The following is a 16,626-nucleotide window of genomic DNA, read 5'->3' as shown; positions in this document are numbered from 1 at the left end:
ACGTCATTTTTAAAGTTAAACATCGTGTTATTTCATAATGCAAACAAAGTGGAATTTTCATAAACGGAATTTAAGAATTGTATCAAATGCTATCAAAAATATCTCAATATATTTATCAATAACAACAATCAAATACTTATATTAATAAAAAAACCACTTATTTCATTAATATAAGTAAATCCATATTTCTATGGCGTGCCATCAACTGTGCTATATATAATGAACGAGGAAAAACATTCAATTCATTCTGACCTTCCCATATCCCTTCCGGACGATTTGTAAAATGTCCAGGATATTTTTGCCCTTTCATACCTATATTGTAGTTATTACCAGATGTCCACGGATTCTGTACAGCAGCCCGTTTAGCCCGACAATTCCATAATACCTGTGTAACACCTGCCCAACCGTGGCCACTACCCATTTGTCCTCGATCTTGCACATTTATCTCTCCGTCTGTTATTATATTATCATATAAAGTTCCAACTGCCCAACGATGATGAGGACCTATATCTGCATAAGTTTGAAAAGCAGTACAATTATAAAAAACATTTGGTCCACATACACGAGCACCTGTCACATAATCATGACGTCCTTCCGTACTTTGACAATTCATAAAAAGATTCTGTTGTCCCCAATTATTAAAAGAATAACGTAAACCACCTGTTATTATTGATTTTGTTTCCAAACACCGGCAATTTGCCACAGTTACATTCTTTGCATAACGTTCGCAACTCACTGCGGCATATCCAAAATAACGGCAAGTAAGATTACGAGCCCAACAATTTTCAACTTTATCGAATTGTACACCTATCCATGCATGATGATTATCTTCATAATGTTCGAATTCTGACTCCAAGCACATATTAGCTATTCCTACTTCACTAATTCGGCCAGCAAAGGTATACTTAAATATTTCACCACCTCCATATTTCTCATCCATTTGCATAACAATTGGATTATCTATATAAATACAATTACCTTCTATTTTAACAATTTCTCGCTCAAAAGAAAGATTATACTCTTGCGCTGTCCATTGGCGAGTTCCTTTTCTCTCGACTATCTGGTCCATCTTTATGTCATGTATCCAATTTTGCGTTCCTGGGCGATATACAATTATACGATCACCTACTTTATAGTTTGATGATGACGATACATGAAAAGAATGAGTACCAACAGGAACGAAAGTATCCGTTATTTTAGTACGGGTACCTGGTATTTCTTCTATTCTACCACTCCCATTTACTTGAATTAGAGTAAACCGTTCAGTACCTTTCGCCAATAGTCGGGTTTCATTTATATTCTCCCCCTCTCCCATTAAAATAATACCACTAGCCGTTATACGAATACTTCCATAAATATGATAGACACCACGTTTTAACAAAATTGTTCCGCGATGTCCAGTCTTATCAGGCTCCATACGGGATATTTCATCAATTGCATTTTGAATATGCTGGCGATTATCCCCATTTTCAATTGGATATACAATTTTTGTTATCGGATAATGAGGTATTGAGATATCGCCATGATGATAACCTACTCTACTAAAATCAGGAATAGTATTTCCCTGCTTATCCGGATAATACACCAATTTACCATCTGAAGTTACTTTCACCAAGGTAGATTGCCATCCAGGTGGTAATTTTGTTTGTGCGACAACTCCCATACTAAAAGCGGCAATTAAGATTCCGCTTATCAATTTACTCATATATTTCATCATGTCTTATTATTTAGTATATACTCTTAGTTCTATTTTTTCTCCTATAATAGTTGGGAACTGTAACCACTTACCACATAATATTTCTGCAGACTTTCCATCTCTAACAATTTGAACAGACTGGTTTCTCCAAGGGTTTTCTATTTTACACAACCTCCCTCTTTCACTTATAATATCAACATTTTGTATAATCCCATTCTTAAGTGAAGAAGTTACCAAAAAAGCACCGTACGCTCTTAACCCCCTAAAAGAGGCATCTTTCTGATAATTCCAATTTGGAAAAAGCCGAATAACTCCCTCATAACTTTGAAGTAACATTTCATTGATAGTTAAAGGTACTGCAGCAAAGGTTTCAATACCACCGCCACCTTGTACAATCCAACTGTTAGGATATACAGCCATTTCTATTCTTTCTTTCATATGCATAAGAATCTCATCAGAAGGATAGCCTACACGTACAGCACCAGGATAACAAGTTTCAATTCCATTATTCAATGTATTTCCCCAATCGCCCTTTATACGCTGTTTGTGTGACCAGCGTTCCACGTCTCCCAATAAAATAGTATTAAAGACCGAATCGGTTATTGGTCCCATAACTCCACTAGGAAGAATTAACCCATGTATAGACACTCTATTTAATCCCGAGGCTATGACTTCCTTGTTTTGAGGTCCTCTTTCCATGTTTTTTAAGCTCAAACGTCCATCTAATACACCTATAGGATAATTACTTAATTTCTTGAGAATATTGCTCCAATGAGTATGCCGTACCTCATCCACAGCCAAAAAAGTACTCATATCTAAAATACCCTTAAAAAGCATTCTTACAAGTCCTAGAGAAAGTGTAGAGTTAAAATCTCCAAGTTTATCACGCCAAATTCCACCGTTACGCTTATTTGGCATTACTTCATTAAAATGATCCATACGAATAACATAACGCCCATCTTCCAAAGTGAGATAATCTTCCCAGAAATCTGCACACGCCAGCAAATAAGGATATATTTTTTGTGCATAATTCTTATCATAGGTACTATAATAACGCATTAGCATATTGCCCACACTAAAAACTGCATTTATTTTCTGACCTAAAAATTTATATCCGTTATCTATCGTATTTTCACGTGTTGCATATTTCTCCTGCATTTCTTCTGGGGTTAAAGGCCACATCGATGTACATAACCCTTTAGGGCCTATACCAACAGGATAATAAATACCGTCACAATCCAGCAATTTACGTGCAAACATCCGTCCCGCCTCCATATAATCCAATAAAGGTTGGTCGAAATTTTCGGTTAGGCAAATATGATTAGATGAATATGAAGCCCAATAAGGTGCCTGATAATTATAATTTAGATGATAATCACCACCCCACGCAGCTCCATCTTGTGTAATAAATGGTCCCCAAATACCCGGTGCGAACTTTCCTTTACGAGATGAACATGCAAAAAGATATTGCGACTGATAATAATATTTTTCAAAATATGTATCTCCAATATCAATATGTGACAATCTCCAGAAGTTTGTCCACCAGGTTTGATGTTCCCACCTCAGTTGTTTTATAAAAGTATCTGTTACTTGTATTGCCTCTGATATCGCTTTATTTTTCCAACTTTCAGTATCATGATTCGTATAAACAGTGATCACTAAACGTACAGTTTCACCCGGATTCAATATAAATTCATCTTTCTCCGTATTCATAGCTAATGCTATATGAGTAGGCCAACTTAGTAACTTTGTTGTTTGGAATGAACGACTCACCCATGTAACCGGACTATTTCCATGCGCTGTTATAGCTCCATTCCCTTCTACTGTCCAAAGACGTACATGGGCAATTTGTTTTTTATCAGAGCGTAATTCAATTATAATCTTATTAGCAGTTGCCGCTACCCATGCAGATAAGTGTACCTGACAAGCTTTAGTGGAAAAAGTCGCTTTTATTTCTGCACTTCCTGGCAATTGTTCTGCATAATAAGAAGCATCTTTTAATTCTTTAAACAGAATATCCAAACCACCGGGAAGCGCGATACCACCAGGATAAACAGGATATGCTCTCCAAAAATCATTCTTGCCGATATAAAAACGTAAACTATCAGGCCCCCCTCCCATCGTTACACCAATATCACCATTACCGGCAATAGGAGCATCAGGAGTCTTACTAGTTGGTACATGTTGTGGCGGATTAGTAAATATAACTTTATACTGATCCATTGACTGTTGACTATAAATTTTAGTCATATTTAATGCAAATGCTAATACCAAAAGAAAAACCTTATAGATATCCATCGTCTTATAATTATTTAAAACAAAAATAAGAGGTTTCTATCTATAAGGCTTGCATTATTATTTCAAATGATTGCAATAATACCTCAACCACAAATAATATCTATATCTCAAAGATTTATATTTATTGTCTGTCCTTTTCTACCCGTTAAAGGAATCACAACTTCTTTACTGTTAAATTTTAAATTTATTATATCTCTATCTTGGGTCGGATCAGTACACCATATATTACAGTTCCCTCCTTCTTCACGGAGCATATATATCCCAGGGGTATAAATATCCAAAGGACAGCCGGATGTGAGAATAAAAGATATCGGTTGATAAGCCGTTATACAATACATTTTTTCCTCTTTCAGGTAAACAACCTGAGCTCCCTCGTCATTATGAAGAACCCGAATGGAAGATAGATTAAAGTTTTTGACTGCTGTTTCGCTTACGGCAGGAAGTATAAGATACTGATATTTCTTATCCTTAGGAGAAACGCCATGTTCTAAATAAATAGAAACAACATCACCCGTTACCGACTGAGGGCGATACATTTGCATTACATCATGCCAACGTCCAGAACGTTGCGCTACTTCAGCAACACAAGAGGTACTATCTCCCCATGTTATATATCCTACATTATTATGAAAGAAACGTTGTTCACTGCTCACCGCATACCACTGATTAGAAATTTGATTCCAAATCCCATTTTGAAGCACCTTTAAATCTCCTTTCCTATGACATTGTTCAAGAGTCGTAGTAACTACCAAATTACTATCAGCTTGAATACCTGTACCCAAACAAAGAACATAATCATTCATAAATATCCAGGACTTACGTACCTTGATACCTGCACGATTAATCTCCATAGCTGATACACCTTGTACTCCATTGGAAATTCCACCAACAAAAGACACCGCATTACGAGGGTGATATTTTTGGATTACAGGCATAGGGCCATCAGATCGAAAGGTAGTTACTCCCGGTAGTTGCCGCCAATCCCAAAGAGGAAATATATCCAAATACTCATCCCCATTCTGATAAAGATAGGTAGCACCATCTGCCATATAAAAACCCTTCATATTATCTCCATTCATCATTTCAACTCCAACCACACGGTCGGAAGCCATTTTTACAGAAGTCATCCAATGAGGTCGGCGATGAATTGTATAATCCGATTGCCAAAAATGTTTGTGTCCGATTAAAGGATTTTGATCCATCGTCCCATAATTTTCCTGCAATAAATTGCGAGCTACTGAAGCACATGAGCTTGACTCTCCACCACCTAATTCCGATGCAGAGAAAGCAAGACTTAATGCTTTATGAACTTGAGCATGATGAAACAGCTGGCGGCCCAATGAACTCACATCCATTTTCCCTCTCCAAACAGTCCAACGATAGCCTTGATCAATTAAAGTGCTTATGATTCCTAACTGTCGTTCATCAAAGGCCAATGAAGTACCGGAAAAAATTCCCGAGAAGAAACTCATACCAGCTACAAAAGAAAGGCCATAATTACCAAATTGTTGTTGAGCACCATGTTGATGAAAAGACCAATCATCTTTAATACCCTCTACTTTGCCGGTTACAATCTCTGATACAATTGTATCTCGTGCCATCTTCACCAAACCGGCATCATTCTGAAGCAACGCACGCATCATTACATTACCTGCAAGCCATACCTTATTTTGACCAGTCATGCCAAACTTTGCATTTTCCATCACAGATATAGCAGCCTTTTTTTCTTTAGAGGTCAACTTTTGTTCAAATAAAACAAACGCAGTGCCCAATGTTTTTGGAATACCTATCTGATTGTACCACCAATTCAAACATATAGGCTTTGATGTGAACCAATAGTCTAATGCTTTATGGATAGCGGTTTCCACTTCCGCAGATTGATAATAAGGTGTTTGTTTTGAATAATACAGTTTCACCAGCTCTAATATGCGCTCCGCATGTAATTTCGGTTCCCAGCCTGAACGTTTTTTATCTTCATAATTTATATCCGGCCATGCTCCCTTGTCAGATAATGAAGAAATATAAAACGCCATTTTTTCTTCATTAAGAGGGTAGCGTTGATGCAATTCTACTACGACCTGATCAGAAACTTCCGTTTCAGGGACAATAGATGAAAGTATTGATTTTAAATGAAAAGGGTCTGTATCCGAAGGGACCAATATCACAGAAAAATTCTGCTTTATCCGTGATAACTCTTTATAAGATACCGCCTCTACTGTCCTAGGTAAAACTAACAGAAATATACAGATAATGATCTTACGAGCAAACATAACTAATTAGATTTCAATTGTTCAGTTTCCATAATCACAGCAGCCCATAATATACCAGCTACAGCTTCTTTAGCATTTAATATTTTAGGGACGGTTACATACTCTACAAAATTCTGTTTAATTGTTACCCCATCACAAGCTCCTATTACATCAAGTAATCCTTTACTGTTCACATGTACAAAAGAAAATAAACTTTGATAACCTTTTTGAGCCACAGAAGCATATTCTTTTATTTTCAACACCCCTAATTGTATCCCTCGCTGAATAGAATAGGTAAACATCGCAGTTCCAGATGGATCTATAAAATTCAACGGATTATTCCCCTTGTCTACTACCATATACCATCCACCTGTCCTTACATCTTGTGTATTTTTCAACCCCCGACACATTTTCAAATAAATATCCAATATCTGACTATAGTCAGGATGTGTCTTTGGTAACAAAGCGAGTAATTCAGGGAGAACTAACGCATACCATCCCATACCCTCGCTCCAAACCTCTGGGGAAAGCCCTGTTTCCTTATTAGCCCATACGGCTTTCTCCGGCGCTGTTGTCCATGCATGAAGAACCAAGCCATCCGGACGTTGTAAATGACGGGCTGCCGCAATAATATTACGACATGCAATATTATAACAATAATCAGCCTCACCTACAAATTGAGCACAACGGATCAAAAACATTTGCATCATAAATACACCATCAATCCACATATTGGGATTACGGTTACCATGCCAAAATTGCCCGTCAGAACTAGGATATGTTCCCACAGCTTTCAATATTTGTAATGCAGCCTTTTTATATCTTTCCTCTCCAGTACGTCCATACAAGGTACAAAAAGCAGAACCGGTCATAAAATTGTCCAGATTGGTTAATTGATCCCCTTGGTAATTACCGTCCTTATCTAGAAAATGATCTATATATTTTCTCATATAATCAATATACTTTGCATCACCCGTAACTTGCCCTAAACGGTCCATAGCTTCAAACATATACCCTTGTACATATGTATAATTTTTCCAATAAGCCATACGATAGTCAGGATAACGTGCCATCACTGTTTCCGATAGAGGAAGTGCCAACTGTTTCAATTGGATATCAGGCGAATAATCCAATTTGGCGTTTTCTACCCCTTGAGATGTAGTACGCCGATAACGTGTTGTTATATCTTGAGTTATTTTCATTGTAACCTCTCCCTCAACAACAGTTCCTACGGAATGTTGAGTTACAACTCTATTTTGAGCATTTATAGAAAAAGTAATGCACCATAAACAAATAACAGCCCCCATTTCCTTTATTAATTTCATAATATTTTGATTTTATATTGTACCATCAAATCCAAAGTAAAGGATTTCTCACAGGTAAATTACGAACTACTTCATCCGTGGTTGGAAAATGCTCCAAATTGCCCCAAGTAGTAATCCAATCTTTATTATTTGTTTGCAAAGCTCCAAAAATTAGAAAAGGATGTGCCACTGGCCACTCATCCCAATACATAACATCGCGTGCAAAAGGCCAATTATCTTTATTTACAATATAAGGATAAATAAAATCTATTCCTTTATTTATATTCTTAACACCATCTATCGTATAACTCCAAAGATTATCTGCTTCACTAGAAAGTGTTTGGCAAATTGTTGCCATTGCATCCAGATTAAATAAAGAATATCCATATGGCTTCGTACGAGCAAGTTCACGTGGAAAGCTACCATTTTCACTCATCTGATTCGGTAAGAGAATGTTCTTAAAACGATTTCGACAAAAATTCATCATATCACCATCTCCAACATAACGTGCAAAAACAGCAGCTTGCATCACCCAACAAGTTCCATGATTATTGTCCGCATTCATTTCATCTTTCCCATACGGATGATTAGACATCCATTTCAAATAATCAGAAAACCACTTTTTAGTATCTTCAATATCTTTCTTAGAAAGTACCCCGGCTATTTCCAACCGATATAAAGATTGAGCAACCTCCATAAGATGTACTGTATCTATAATACCAATCCCTCGTCCGGTTGTGATACCTTTGATGGCTTGGGCATATTGTAACTTAGGCCTCATAAAAGTTTGTTCATTTACAAACCATGCACGAACATGTTCCATCACGTTTTCCACATACCTGTTATCCTTAGTTAGCAAATAAGCAGAGGTAAGATTCCCGACAATAGAACTAAAACGTATCATAGCTTGGCGATGAGCCACAAAGTTTTCAGGATTAGTCTGCCGGACCGGTTTTACCGCTATTCAAATATACATTTTTAATATGAGCACCATCATTTGTCGAAATAGAAAAACCTGCCTTGTTAGCGCCCAAAACATAAATATTATCTATATATAAATCCTGAATATCATCAGCGGTCTCAGAACCTATCTGAAAGAGATTGCAATTTGTATCCCCCACAATATTACGCACCATATAATTATGTGCCGGCCGGGTAAAGCCTAACGAACAATCCGAACCGGGTTTTATAATATCATCCGAACTCACGCGCGAATATATATTTGTTGCCGTCACATCATTACACGCCATAAAATCATATATATCACGAGCATTTTTCGGATGATGTTTCGCAAAATAAGTATCATGTACATGGATACCATCAGTGCCTGTTGCCAATAAAACAAAATGCCCTCCCTGATCTATGTGCAACATATTACTGATATCATAGTTTCTCTGTCCGTTCTTCTCAATATAATAAGGTTCGTCTTTCTGCGGATCGTACCACATATCTTTATCTATATTCCAACCGCCTATTTCAATATTGGTACAAAGTTTCAAAGAGAACATTTTATCACAACGTTTTTCCGGTACATTATTCATTACGCGGTCGGTAGTAACAAGATTACCATTACCTGTGATACGCCCTGTACCTACAATCTTAACATTGTCTATACGTTCACCAAAAAACATGGCATTACGAAAGAAAGTATGCCCTACATCTTGCTTCGTCAAATAGTTTTCAGGGTCGGCATACGGGCGAGGGTCTGTTGGAGATAATCCCGAACGGTAAGCACGGTCACTGAACCAAGTCGTCTCCGGGGCATCTCCCCCAAGCATAGCCTGAATAGTAGCGTTACTACTCAGATTCAGCCACACATTACTCAACAAATGTACGGTACGAACATTATATGTTCCAGCCGGAAAATACAGAATACCTCCGCCCAAACCATTCACTTTTTTAATAGCGCGATTCAAAGCGTCCGTATCATCCGCTACCGCATCGCCCTTCACTCCTAATGTCTTTACATCCCACAAGCCTGAATAAAACCATGCGATATTAGAATCTCCGTGATTATCACCACCTTTTACTCTCAGTTTAAAAGCATACAGTTGATTAGGTTTCAAACGAGAAGCAGTGGTAAAATCATCATCCGGAAGTATCGAAACATTAACAGGTTCCCAGCTTTTTCCCATATCTTCCGACTTCAGCAACGTTACAGACAGGGCATCTTTAGGAGCAGTCCAATAGAATGTGGTAAACGATAAATCCCAGTCCTTTTTATAAGTAAAAGCACTCAATATAGTTCGAGTAAAATCAGCTACTGTAGTTACTCCTTTTAAAGTTGCCGTAGCGACCGGGCTGTTTAAGGCTTCAGGCTCTGAAGTGGTATATTCTGCGCCAAATGTGTAAACGCCCTTTGATGGTAAAGCTACACCGCTCATACAAAGCCTGATATCCGGTCCATTGGATGGACGAAAATCCAACTTCTTGAAGATTAATCGAGTACCGTTCTTGCCATCTTTCCTAATTTCAACCTCACCAACTTTATTATAAGAATAATTGGTACCAGTACGCCCTATAGATTGCTTGGGCAAGTCACGTAACAGAACTTCACCACGTCCTATTACATTGACCGTAGTATTATCCAAAGTTACATCAATTTCTGCCGGAATATAAATAGTCACTGTAGACATCGGAGTACGTTGTCCCGCATAAAAATCCAAAGATATTTTTCCTGCCGTTCGTATAGTGGCTTCTGTACGATCTAACTTTAACACAGGGGGTAACGCTCCCTTACGGATACCTATCGGCATACGTTTGCGAGACGATGCAGCAAGTAAATAATCCCCCCCTTCGGGTACGCCTTCTGTCTTTTCTTGTCCATTGGCTGTCAATAAGCGAAAAGTGCCTACACCGGAATCGGCTAATTGTTTTTTCAACTCCGTTACAGTCGGTAATGTAGAAACCAATCCTTGATTTTCAGGAGTATCTACTGTATAACGATACGTAGTCCCTTTGAACAATAATAAAGAATCTCCCGCCAATTGCCAAGGATATAATTCCTCCGCATGACTATTGATACTTACAGTCCCTAAAAGTAAGGACAACCAAAATGTTTTTGATAGGAAAGTACACAATCCTTTTGCCATGTTTTTCATAATTTAAAATATTCAAATTGCAGAGCAAATATAAAAGATTAAAAATCAAATAAAAACAAGAAGTTCTCTGTAAAGGATACTTTGAGAAGAAAGTACAAAAGAATGGTACATTTTTATAAAAAGCGATTCCCACCTAAGGAAAACAATAACGGTCATTCAAAGAATATAAAAACAGTCGCCACTGGATATAAAAAAGGAAGTTAACTTCATGCCAAGCATGATATTAACTTCCTTTCTTTATGATATTAACTTTTTGCGATGTATCTCTTAACTTCTCACGTCTAAGCAAGTTAACAGAATATTCCGCAAACTATTTTCCAGCTTATTTCTTTGCGGGAGAAGAGTATCTTGCATTCAAACCGTCCAAGATTTCACGGGTAATGTTATAAATACTGTCGGCATACAACAGATTGTCAAAGCCGGTATTGCTGATAATCATACTGTAACCCTTGGTCTTGTTATATTCCTTCAAAAAAGCGTTGATAGAGTCACGCAACTGCAAACTGTTCTTTTCGTTCTCGCTCATCAGTTCAGACTGCAATTTATTACCCAAGTTCTGCAAGTCCTGTTCCAATTTAGCGATACGGTTATATTCCTGTTGAGCGCGCTCCTGTGTCAGATAAGCATTATTCTGGACTTTAGTTTGGAATTCTTGTTTCTGACGGTCAAGGTCCTTAGCTTTCTGGTTCAAAGTCAAACGTACATTTTCGCTCTTCTTTACCATTGCTTCATTTAAATCGACGCAGTAGTTATATTTTGCCAAAAGCGTATCTATTTCTACATAAGCAATTTTCATTCCGGATAGTCCGGCTGCTTGTGCTGATGCGTTTGTCGTCTGATTATCCGCTTTACCAGCGCATTGAGAAAATAAAACGATTAGTGCAAGAGCTGCCAAACCGTTTACGAGGTAGTTTAATCTCTTCATAATTTGTAAAAATATTGATTTTAGTTTATTTAGTTCATACTATCGTTTAAGGTTTTCTCCAGTTCATCAATAGAGAAACGGCTCTTCTTTTGTGCATCTCTGTCTTGCGACTGCACGCACCCGATTCCTCTATCCCGCATCGCTTTATTGCCGCTAACGTGTCCGTTAGGAAATCTGCCGCCTTTCACAAAAAAGACCTTTACGCCCAATAAAACAATGCAAATAGCAACTATTAACAAAGTTATCAATAATGTACCAAGCATTTCCATTAATTTTGTTGCACAAAACAGAATATCATTCGGCAAAACGCATTTGAATTTTGTTTTTACTTTTAGATTGCACTGTTTTGTGGGTGCAAATATAGGGCTTTGGTTGGACTAAGCATCCTTTTTTACTCTAAAAAAAGAGAAAGGGAAATAAAATAGCCAATCAATTTAACCAACTTTAGCAATGAGAGGTTAATTCGTACAAGAATTGAATTTCAAAAACAGAAGATTAGAATACACATCAAGTGTGTCCTGTCTGCTATAAACAATAAGATATGGAAAAAAAAGATTTGAAACCGGCCGGCGTGTTCCACTATTTTGAGGAAATCTGCCAAGTGCCGCGTCCTTCCAAGAAGGAAGAAAAGATTATTGCTTTTCTAAAAGCATTCGGAGAAAAACATAAGTTGGAGACAAAGGTTGATGAAGCCGGAAACGTACTGATTAAGAAGCCTGCCACTCCGGGCATGGAAAACCGTAAAACTGTCGTACTCCAGTCTCACGTGGACATGGTATGCGAAAAGAATAACGATGTGAAACATGATTTCCTCACCGACCCTATCGAAACAGAAATAGACGGAGAATGGTTAAAAGCCAAAGGTACGACGCTGGGAGCGGATAACGGTATCGGTGTAGCAACCGAGCTGGCTATTCTCGCTGACAACAGCATTGAACACGGCCCTGTCGAATGCCTGTTCACCGTAGATGAGGAAACAGGACTGACCGGCGCCTTTGCCTTGCAAGAAGGTTTCATGAGCGGTGACATTCTCTTGAACCTCGATTCCGAAGATGAGGGAGAACTATTCATCGGCTGCGCAGGCGGTATAGACTCCGTTGCCGAGTTTACTTATAAAGAAGTAGACGTGCCTTCCGGATATTTCTCCTGTAAAGTACAGGTAAAAGGACTGAAAGGCGGACATTCTGGTGGCGACATCCATTTAGGACGCGGTAACGCCAACAAATTACTGAACCGTTTCCTGAGCCAGGCTTTCAAAAAGTACGATATGTATCTCTGCGAAATAGACGGCGGTAACCTGCGTAATGCCATCGCACGCGAAGCGCATGCAGTCATCGCCATCCCCGAAGCAGACAAACACGCGTTACGCACCGACTTAAACGTATTCGCCGCCCAAGCGGAAGCAGAATATGCGGTAGCAGACCCAGATTTACAGTTTACCCTCGAATCGGAAAATCCCCGTACCAAGGCTATCGATAAAGATACGACTAAGTGTCTGTTACAAGCCCTTTATGCAGCTCCGCACGGAGTATATGCCATGAGTCAGGATATTCCGGGCCTGGTAGAAACTTCCACCAACCTGGCATCCGTAAAAATGAAACCGGACAATATCATCCGTATCGAAACCAGCCAGCGCAGTTCTACCGAGTCTTCCAAACAGGACATCGCCAATATGGTACGCACCGTATTCGAGATGGCAGGAGCAAACGTTTCCTTCGGCGACGGCTATCCGGGCTGGAAACCCAACCCGCACTCGGAAATTCTGGAAGTCGCAGCCGAATCATATAAACGGCTGTTCGGTGTAGACGCTCAGATAAAGGCCATCCATGCCGGACTGGAATGCGGATTATTCCTCGACAAGTATCCCTCTTTGGATATGATTTCCTTCGGTCCTACCCTGCAAGGAGTACATTCGCCCGACGAACGGATGTTTATTCCCACCGTACAGAAATTCTGGGATCATTTGCTGGATATATTGAAACATATCCCCGCCAAGAATTAATGGACATACCAATACGGAGATACAAAGAAAAGATGCGGAGCAAAAAAAGAAGTGCTCCGCTTCTTTTTATCTCTCTATCCGCTTTAACGCTTCTTACTTTCGCATCTTCTTTATACGGACAGACAAAGAAAGACACCCTTACCTTTCGCGTCATGGGTTATAACGTAGAGAACCTGTTTGATTGCCGTCATGACACCCTGAAAAACGATTATGAATTCCTACCCGATGCCGTCCGGCACTGGAACTACTCTAAATACAAAAAGAAGTTAGACGCCGTTGCACGTGTCATTATTGCCGTAGGCGAATGGTCTCCGCCTGCATTAGTAGCCCTCTGTGAAGTAGAGAATGACAGTGTCTTGCGTGACCTTACCCATTACTCTGTCCTGCGTGAAGCCGATTACCGTTATGTCATTACACACTCTCCCGACGAACGGGGCATCAATGTAGCGCTGCTTTATCAAAGGGGACTTTTTAAATTACTGTCCGGCCAAAGCTATTCGGTAACGAAAGCCCATAAAAGCAACCGCCCCACACGAGATATCCTTCATGTCAGCGGCTTACTTTTAAATAAAGACACGCTGGATGTATTTGTCGTTCACTTTCCGTCCCGCTCCGGCGGGGCTAAGGCGTCCGAGCCCTACCGTCTGTCAGCCGCACAAAGATTGAAGGAAGTAACAGACAGCCTGTTCCGTGTCCGCACTCACCCTCAAATAATCGTTATGGGAGACTTCAATGATTATCCCTGCAATAAGTCCGTACAAAAAATACTGAGAGCAGGAGTTCCGCCGATAGAAGCGGATTCTTCAGACACCCGCGCTCTCTACCATCTTTTAGCAAGAAAAAACATTGCGGACAAACACTTCGGCAGTTATAAATATCAAGGAGAATGGGGACTGCTCGACCATATCATTCTTTCCGGCAACCTGCTAATAACAGATTCTCCGTTATCTACCGCAGAAGCTAAAGCCGGCATATTCAGTGCTCCTTTTCTTCTGACTGAAGATAAGAAGTACGGAGACAGCCAGCCTTTCCGCACCTACTACGGTATGAAATATCAAGCGGGATACAGCGACCACCTTCCCGTATGGGCGGAGTTTACATTACGATATTAATCGGAATACTGATAGAGCTTCAAATCAAACTTACCCACCATCACCAGCAAGTGGTCGAAAATATCGGACTGAATACGTTCGTATTCCTTCCACACCTTATTACGCGAAAAGAAATAGACCTGAATGGGAACTCCATAGGTAGTAGGTTCCTTTTGGCTGATAATTAAATCCAAATCCTGATTTACAACCGGGAGACTGCATAGATACCTTTCAATATAGATACGATAAAGCTGTGCATTGGTAGGCACTTCCCCTTCGGCCGGCTGATAATCCGCCATTAAAGGAACATCCTTACGAATGGTGTCCAGCATATCCGGAGTACAGAATTTCAAGGTAGTCATATCCAGATAAATATTCTTATTCACACGACGCCCGCCACTCTCCTGCATTCCGCGCCAGTTTTGGAAAGAGTTATTCACCAATGTATAAGGCGGTACGGTAGAAATCGTATTATCCCAATTCCGTATTTTCACCGTGTTCAAAGTAATTTCTTCCACAGTACCGTTGGCGGTATTATTGGGCAAGGCTATCCAGTCGCCGATGCGCAGCATATCATTGGCGGAGAGCTGCACCCCCGCCACAAATCCGAGAATACTGTCTTTGAATACCAGCATCAACACAGCCGCCGACGCCCCCAAACCCGCAAACAAAGTCATCGGGGATTTATTCACCAGCACCGCAATGATAATAATACCGCCGATAAAGAACAATAATACCTGCAGAACCTGCACAAAGCCTTTCATTGGACGATTCTTCTGTTTGTCCCTTGCATTGTACACATCCAGCATCACCAGCAGCAAACCATTGATAGTAAACAGTATTGCGGCGATGATATACACCGCACATATTTTCTGTGAGAACTCCAGGATTTCCTTCCCCCGCACAAAGGCCAGAGGTAATAAAAAATACACCAATATACCGGGCAGGATATGAATAAGATGATGCACTACCCTGCGCTTCATCAGCAGTGTATTCCACTGGTGGGGCGCGCGCTTCGTATAATGCCTCATCCCTCCTACGAATATGGCCTGACACAGATAATCCAGCCCTATTGACACGCCTATCATCAATACGGCAATTATCGTTTCATCAAACATGTTCGCAAGTTTCGGGTCTACTCCCCAATCGATGAGGATTTTATTCATCCAGCTTCCTAAACTCATCATAAGTATCTGTTTTATTAGTCTATCGATAAAGATAACAAATCAAAAGGAAAGATGTTTATTTACTCTTTGCCCGGAAGAAGCTGGCATAAAAGAGACGCTACAACAAGGTTCGCATCAATGCGTAAACCAGAATGCCGAGCGTGGTAATCCCCCCTACCCAGATTGGAACAAGGATATGCTTATAATGCTCTTGCCGCTTATATCGGCACAACCGGCTGAAAAGCCAGTAACAGAGAGAAGCGCCTACAAAGCCGACAAAAGCGCCTACAAATAAATCACCCGGATAATGCACTCCCAGATAAGAACGGGAATAGCATGTCAACAACGCCCATAACATAATGAACCAGTTCAAGGAGCGGTTACGAAACAGATAGAACAAGAAGAAAGCCAGCCCGAACGTATTGGCGGCATGGCAGGATGGAAAACCGTATCGTCCGCCCCTATAACCGTTTACTATCTGTACGAACTCCGAGATAGGATTCTCCAGGTTCGCCGGACGGGGTCTGCATACCAACGGACGGATAACAGTCGCTCCCATCTGGTCGGCAAAAGTTATCGTCAGCGCAATGGCCACTGCGCAGCCTATGGCCACCTTCCAATGCAAGTTACGTACTATCACATAGAAAAGAGCTACATACAAGGGTACCCAAATCCACTTCCCGCTAAAGGCATACATGAAAAAGTCCGCCCATTCGGCACGCCATCCGTTGATAGCGAGCAACAGGTCGGTATCTATTTCCACCAACCCCGACAAAACATCCGCTAATATCATT

The 16,626-nt window shown here is 40.0% G+C and carries 10 protein-coding genes and 2 pseudogenes; 2 read left to right on the top strand and 10 right to left on the bottom strand.

Annotated elements, in window-relative coordinates; all coding sequences use genetic code 11:
• Positions 1–157: 157 nt before the first annotated feature.
• The 8 genes and pseudogenes from BHV73_RS03145 to BHV73_RS03110 form a co-directional block, all read right to left on the bottom strand.
• The gene (locus tag BHV73_RS03145; RefSeq protein ID WP_087412846.1) at positions 158–1,714 is read right to left on the bottom strand and encodes a hypothetical protein; all 1,557 of its coding nucleotides are present in this window, start codon (positions 1,712–1,714) and stop codon (positions 158–160) included.
• A gap of 9 nt (positions 1,715–1,723) precedes the next feature.
• Positions 1,724–3,994 carry a glycosyl hydrolase family 95 catalytic domain-containing protein gene (locus tag BHV73_RS03140; protein WP_022218097.1) on the bottom strand — a complete coding sequence of 757 codons (2,271 nt, stop codon included), beginning with the start codon at positions 3,992–3,994 and terminating at the stop codon, positions 1,724–1,726.
• Positions 3,995–4,101: 107 nt separating this feature from the next.
• Positions 4,102–6,264, bottom strand: coding sequence for a polysaccharide lyase 8 family protein (locus tag BHV73_RS03135; RefSeq protein WP_087412729.1), 2,163 nt, complete (start codon positions 6,262–6,264; stop codon positions 4,102–4,104).
• 2 nt (positions 6,265–6,266) lie between these two features.
• A complete protein-coding gene (locus BHV73_RS03130) occupies positions 6,267–7,568 on the bottom strand; it encodes a glycoside hydrolase family 88/105 protein (protein WP_087412730.1) in 1,302 nt (433 codons plus the stop codon).
• A 25-nt stretch (positions 7,569–7,593) separates the two neighbouring features.
• A pseudogene (locus tag BHV73_RS03125) lies at positions 7,594–8,490 on the bottom strand (alginate lyase family protein); the annotation flags it as partial.
• Position 8,491: 1 nt separating this feature from the next.
• A pseudogene (locus BHV73_RS03120) lies at positions 8,492–10,648 on the bottom strand (glycosyl hydrolase family 28-related protein); the annotation flags it as partial.
• A gap of 322 nt (positions 10,649–10,970) precedes the next feature.
• Positions 10,971–11,573, bottom strand: a complete 603-nt coding sequence (locus BHV73_RS03115) for an OmpH/Skp family outer membrane protein (RefSeq protein ID WP_009122373.1) — start codon at positions 11,571–11,573, stop codon at positions 10,971–10,973.
• A 29-nt stretch (positions 11,574–11,602) separates the two neighbouring features.
• Entirely contained in the window at positions 11,603–11,836 is a 234-nt protein-coding gene (locus BHV73_RS03110; protein ID WP_022218861.1) for a hypothetical protein, read from the bottom strand.
• 278 nt (positions 11,837–12,114) lie between these two features.
• Between BHV73_RS03110 and BHV73_RS03105 the strand changes: the two genes are divergently transcribed.
• Both BHV73_RS03105 and BHV73_RS03100 read left to right on the top strand, forming a co-directional pair.
• Positions 12,115–13,575 (top strand): aminoacyl-histidine dipeptidase, encoded by a 1,461-nt coding sequence (locus tag BHV73_RS03105; RefSeq protein WP_087412748.1) that lies wholly within the window; start codon positions 12,115–12,117, stop codon positions 13,573–13,575.
• 32 nt (positions 13,576–13,607) lie between these two features.
• Entirely contained in the window at positions 13,608–14,687 is a 1,080-nt protein-coding gene (locus BHV73_RS03100) for an endonuclease/exonuclease/phosphatase family protein (RefSeq protein WP_373129865.1), read from the top strand.
• Here BHV73_RS03100 and BHV73_RS03095 read toward each other — a convergent pair.
• Complete coding sequence (locus tag BHV73_RS03095; RefSeq protein WP_009122377.1) at positions 14,684–15,853, bottom strand: mechanosensitive ion channel family protein; 1,170 nt, start codon at positions 15,851–15,853, stop codon at positions 14,684–14,686. The two genes, BHV73_RS03100 and BHV73_RS03095, sit on opposite strands and share 4 nt — an antisense overlap.
• A 97-nt stretch (positions 15,854–15,950) precedes the next feature.
• A complete protein-coding gene (locus tag BHV73_RS03090) occupies positions 15,951–16,625 on the bottom strand; it encodes a phosphatase PAP2 family protein (protein ID WP_009122378.1) in 675 nt (224 codons plus the stop codon).
• Position 16,626: the final 1 nt, after the last annotated feature.

Origin of the sequence: Bacteroides sp. 44_46 (assembly GCF_001915465.1) — a bacterium.
In the GTDB taxonomy this organism is placed as follows: Bacteria; Bacteroidota; Bacteroidia; order Bacteroidales; family Bacteroidaceae; genus Bacteroides; species Bacteroides clarus.
Note: the sequence above shows the minus strand (reverse complement) of the source record. Positions and strands in the feature narration are given on the sequence as shown.

Bases quoted from the DNA above. Each gene is read 5' to 3' on its own strand.
- BHV73_RS03095 (WP_009122377.1), bottom strand. From the start codon at position 15,853: ATGATGAGTTTAGGAAGCTGGATGAATAAAATCCTCATCGATTGGGGA.
- BHV73_RS03130 (WP_087412730.1), bottom strand. From the start codon at position 7,568: ATGAAATTAATAAAGGAAATGGGGGCTGTTATTTGTTTATGGTGCATT.
- BHV73_RS03145 (WP_087412846.1), bottom strand. From the start codon at position 1,714: ATGAAATATATGAGTAAATTGATAAGCGGAATCTTAATTGCCGCTTTT.
- BHV73_RS03090 (WP_009122378.1), bottom strand. From the start codon at position 16,625: ATGATATTAGCGGATGTTTTGTCGGGGTTGGTGGAAATAGATACCGAC.
- BHV73_RS03140 (WP_022218097.1), bottom strand. From the start codon at position 3,994: ATGGATATCTATAAGGTTTTTCTTTTGGTATTAGCATTTGCATTAAAT.
- BHV73_RS03105 (WP_087412748.1), top strand. From the start codon at position 12,115: ATGGAAAAAAAAGATTTGAAACCGGCCGGCGTGTTCCACTATTTTGAG.
- BHV73_RS03115 (WP_009122373.1), bottom strand. From the start codon at position 11,573: ATGAAGAGATTAAACTACCTCGTAAACGGTTTGGCAGCTCTTGCACTA.
- BHV73_RS03110 (WP_022218861.1), bottom strand. From the start codon at position 11,836: ATGCTTGGTACATTATTGATAACTTTGTTAATAGTTGCTATTTGCATT.
- BHV73_RS03100 (WP_373129865.1), top strand. From the start codon at position 13,608: ATGCGGAGCAAAAAAAGAAGTGCTCCGCTTCTTTTTATCTCTCTATCC.
- BHV73_RS03135 (WP_087412729.1), bottom strand. From the start codon at position 6,264: ATGTTTGCTCGTAAGATCATTATCTGTATATTTCTGTTAGTTTTACCT.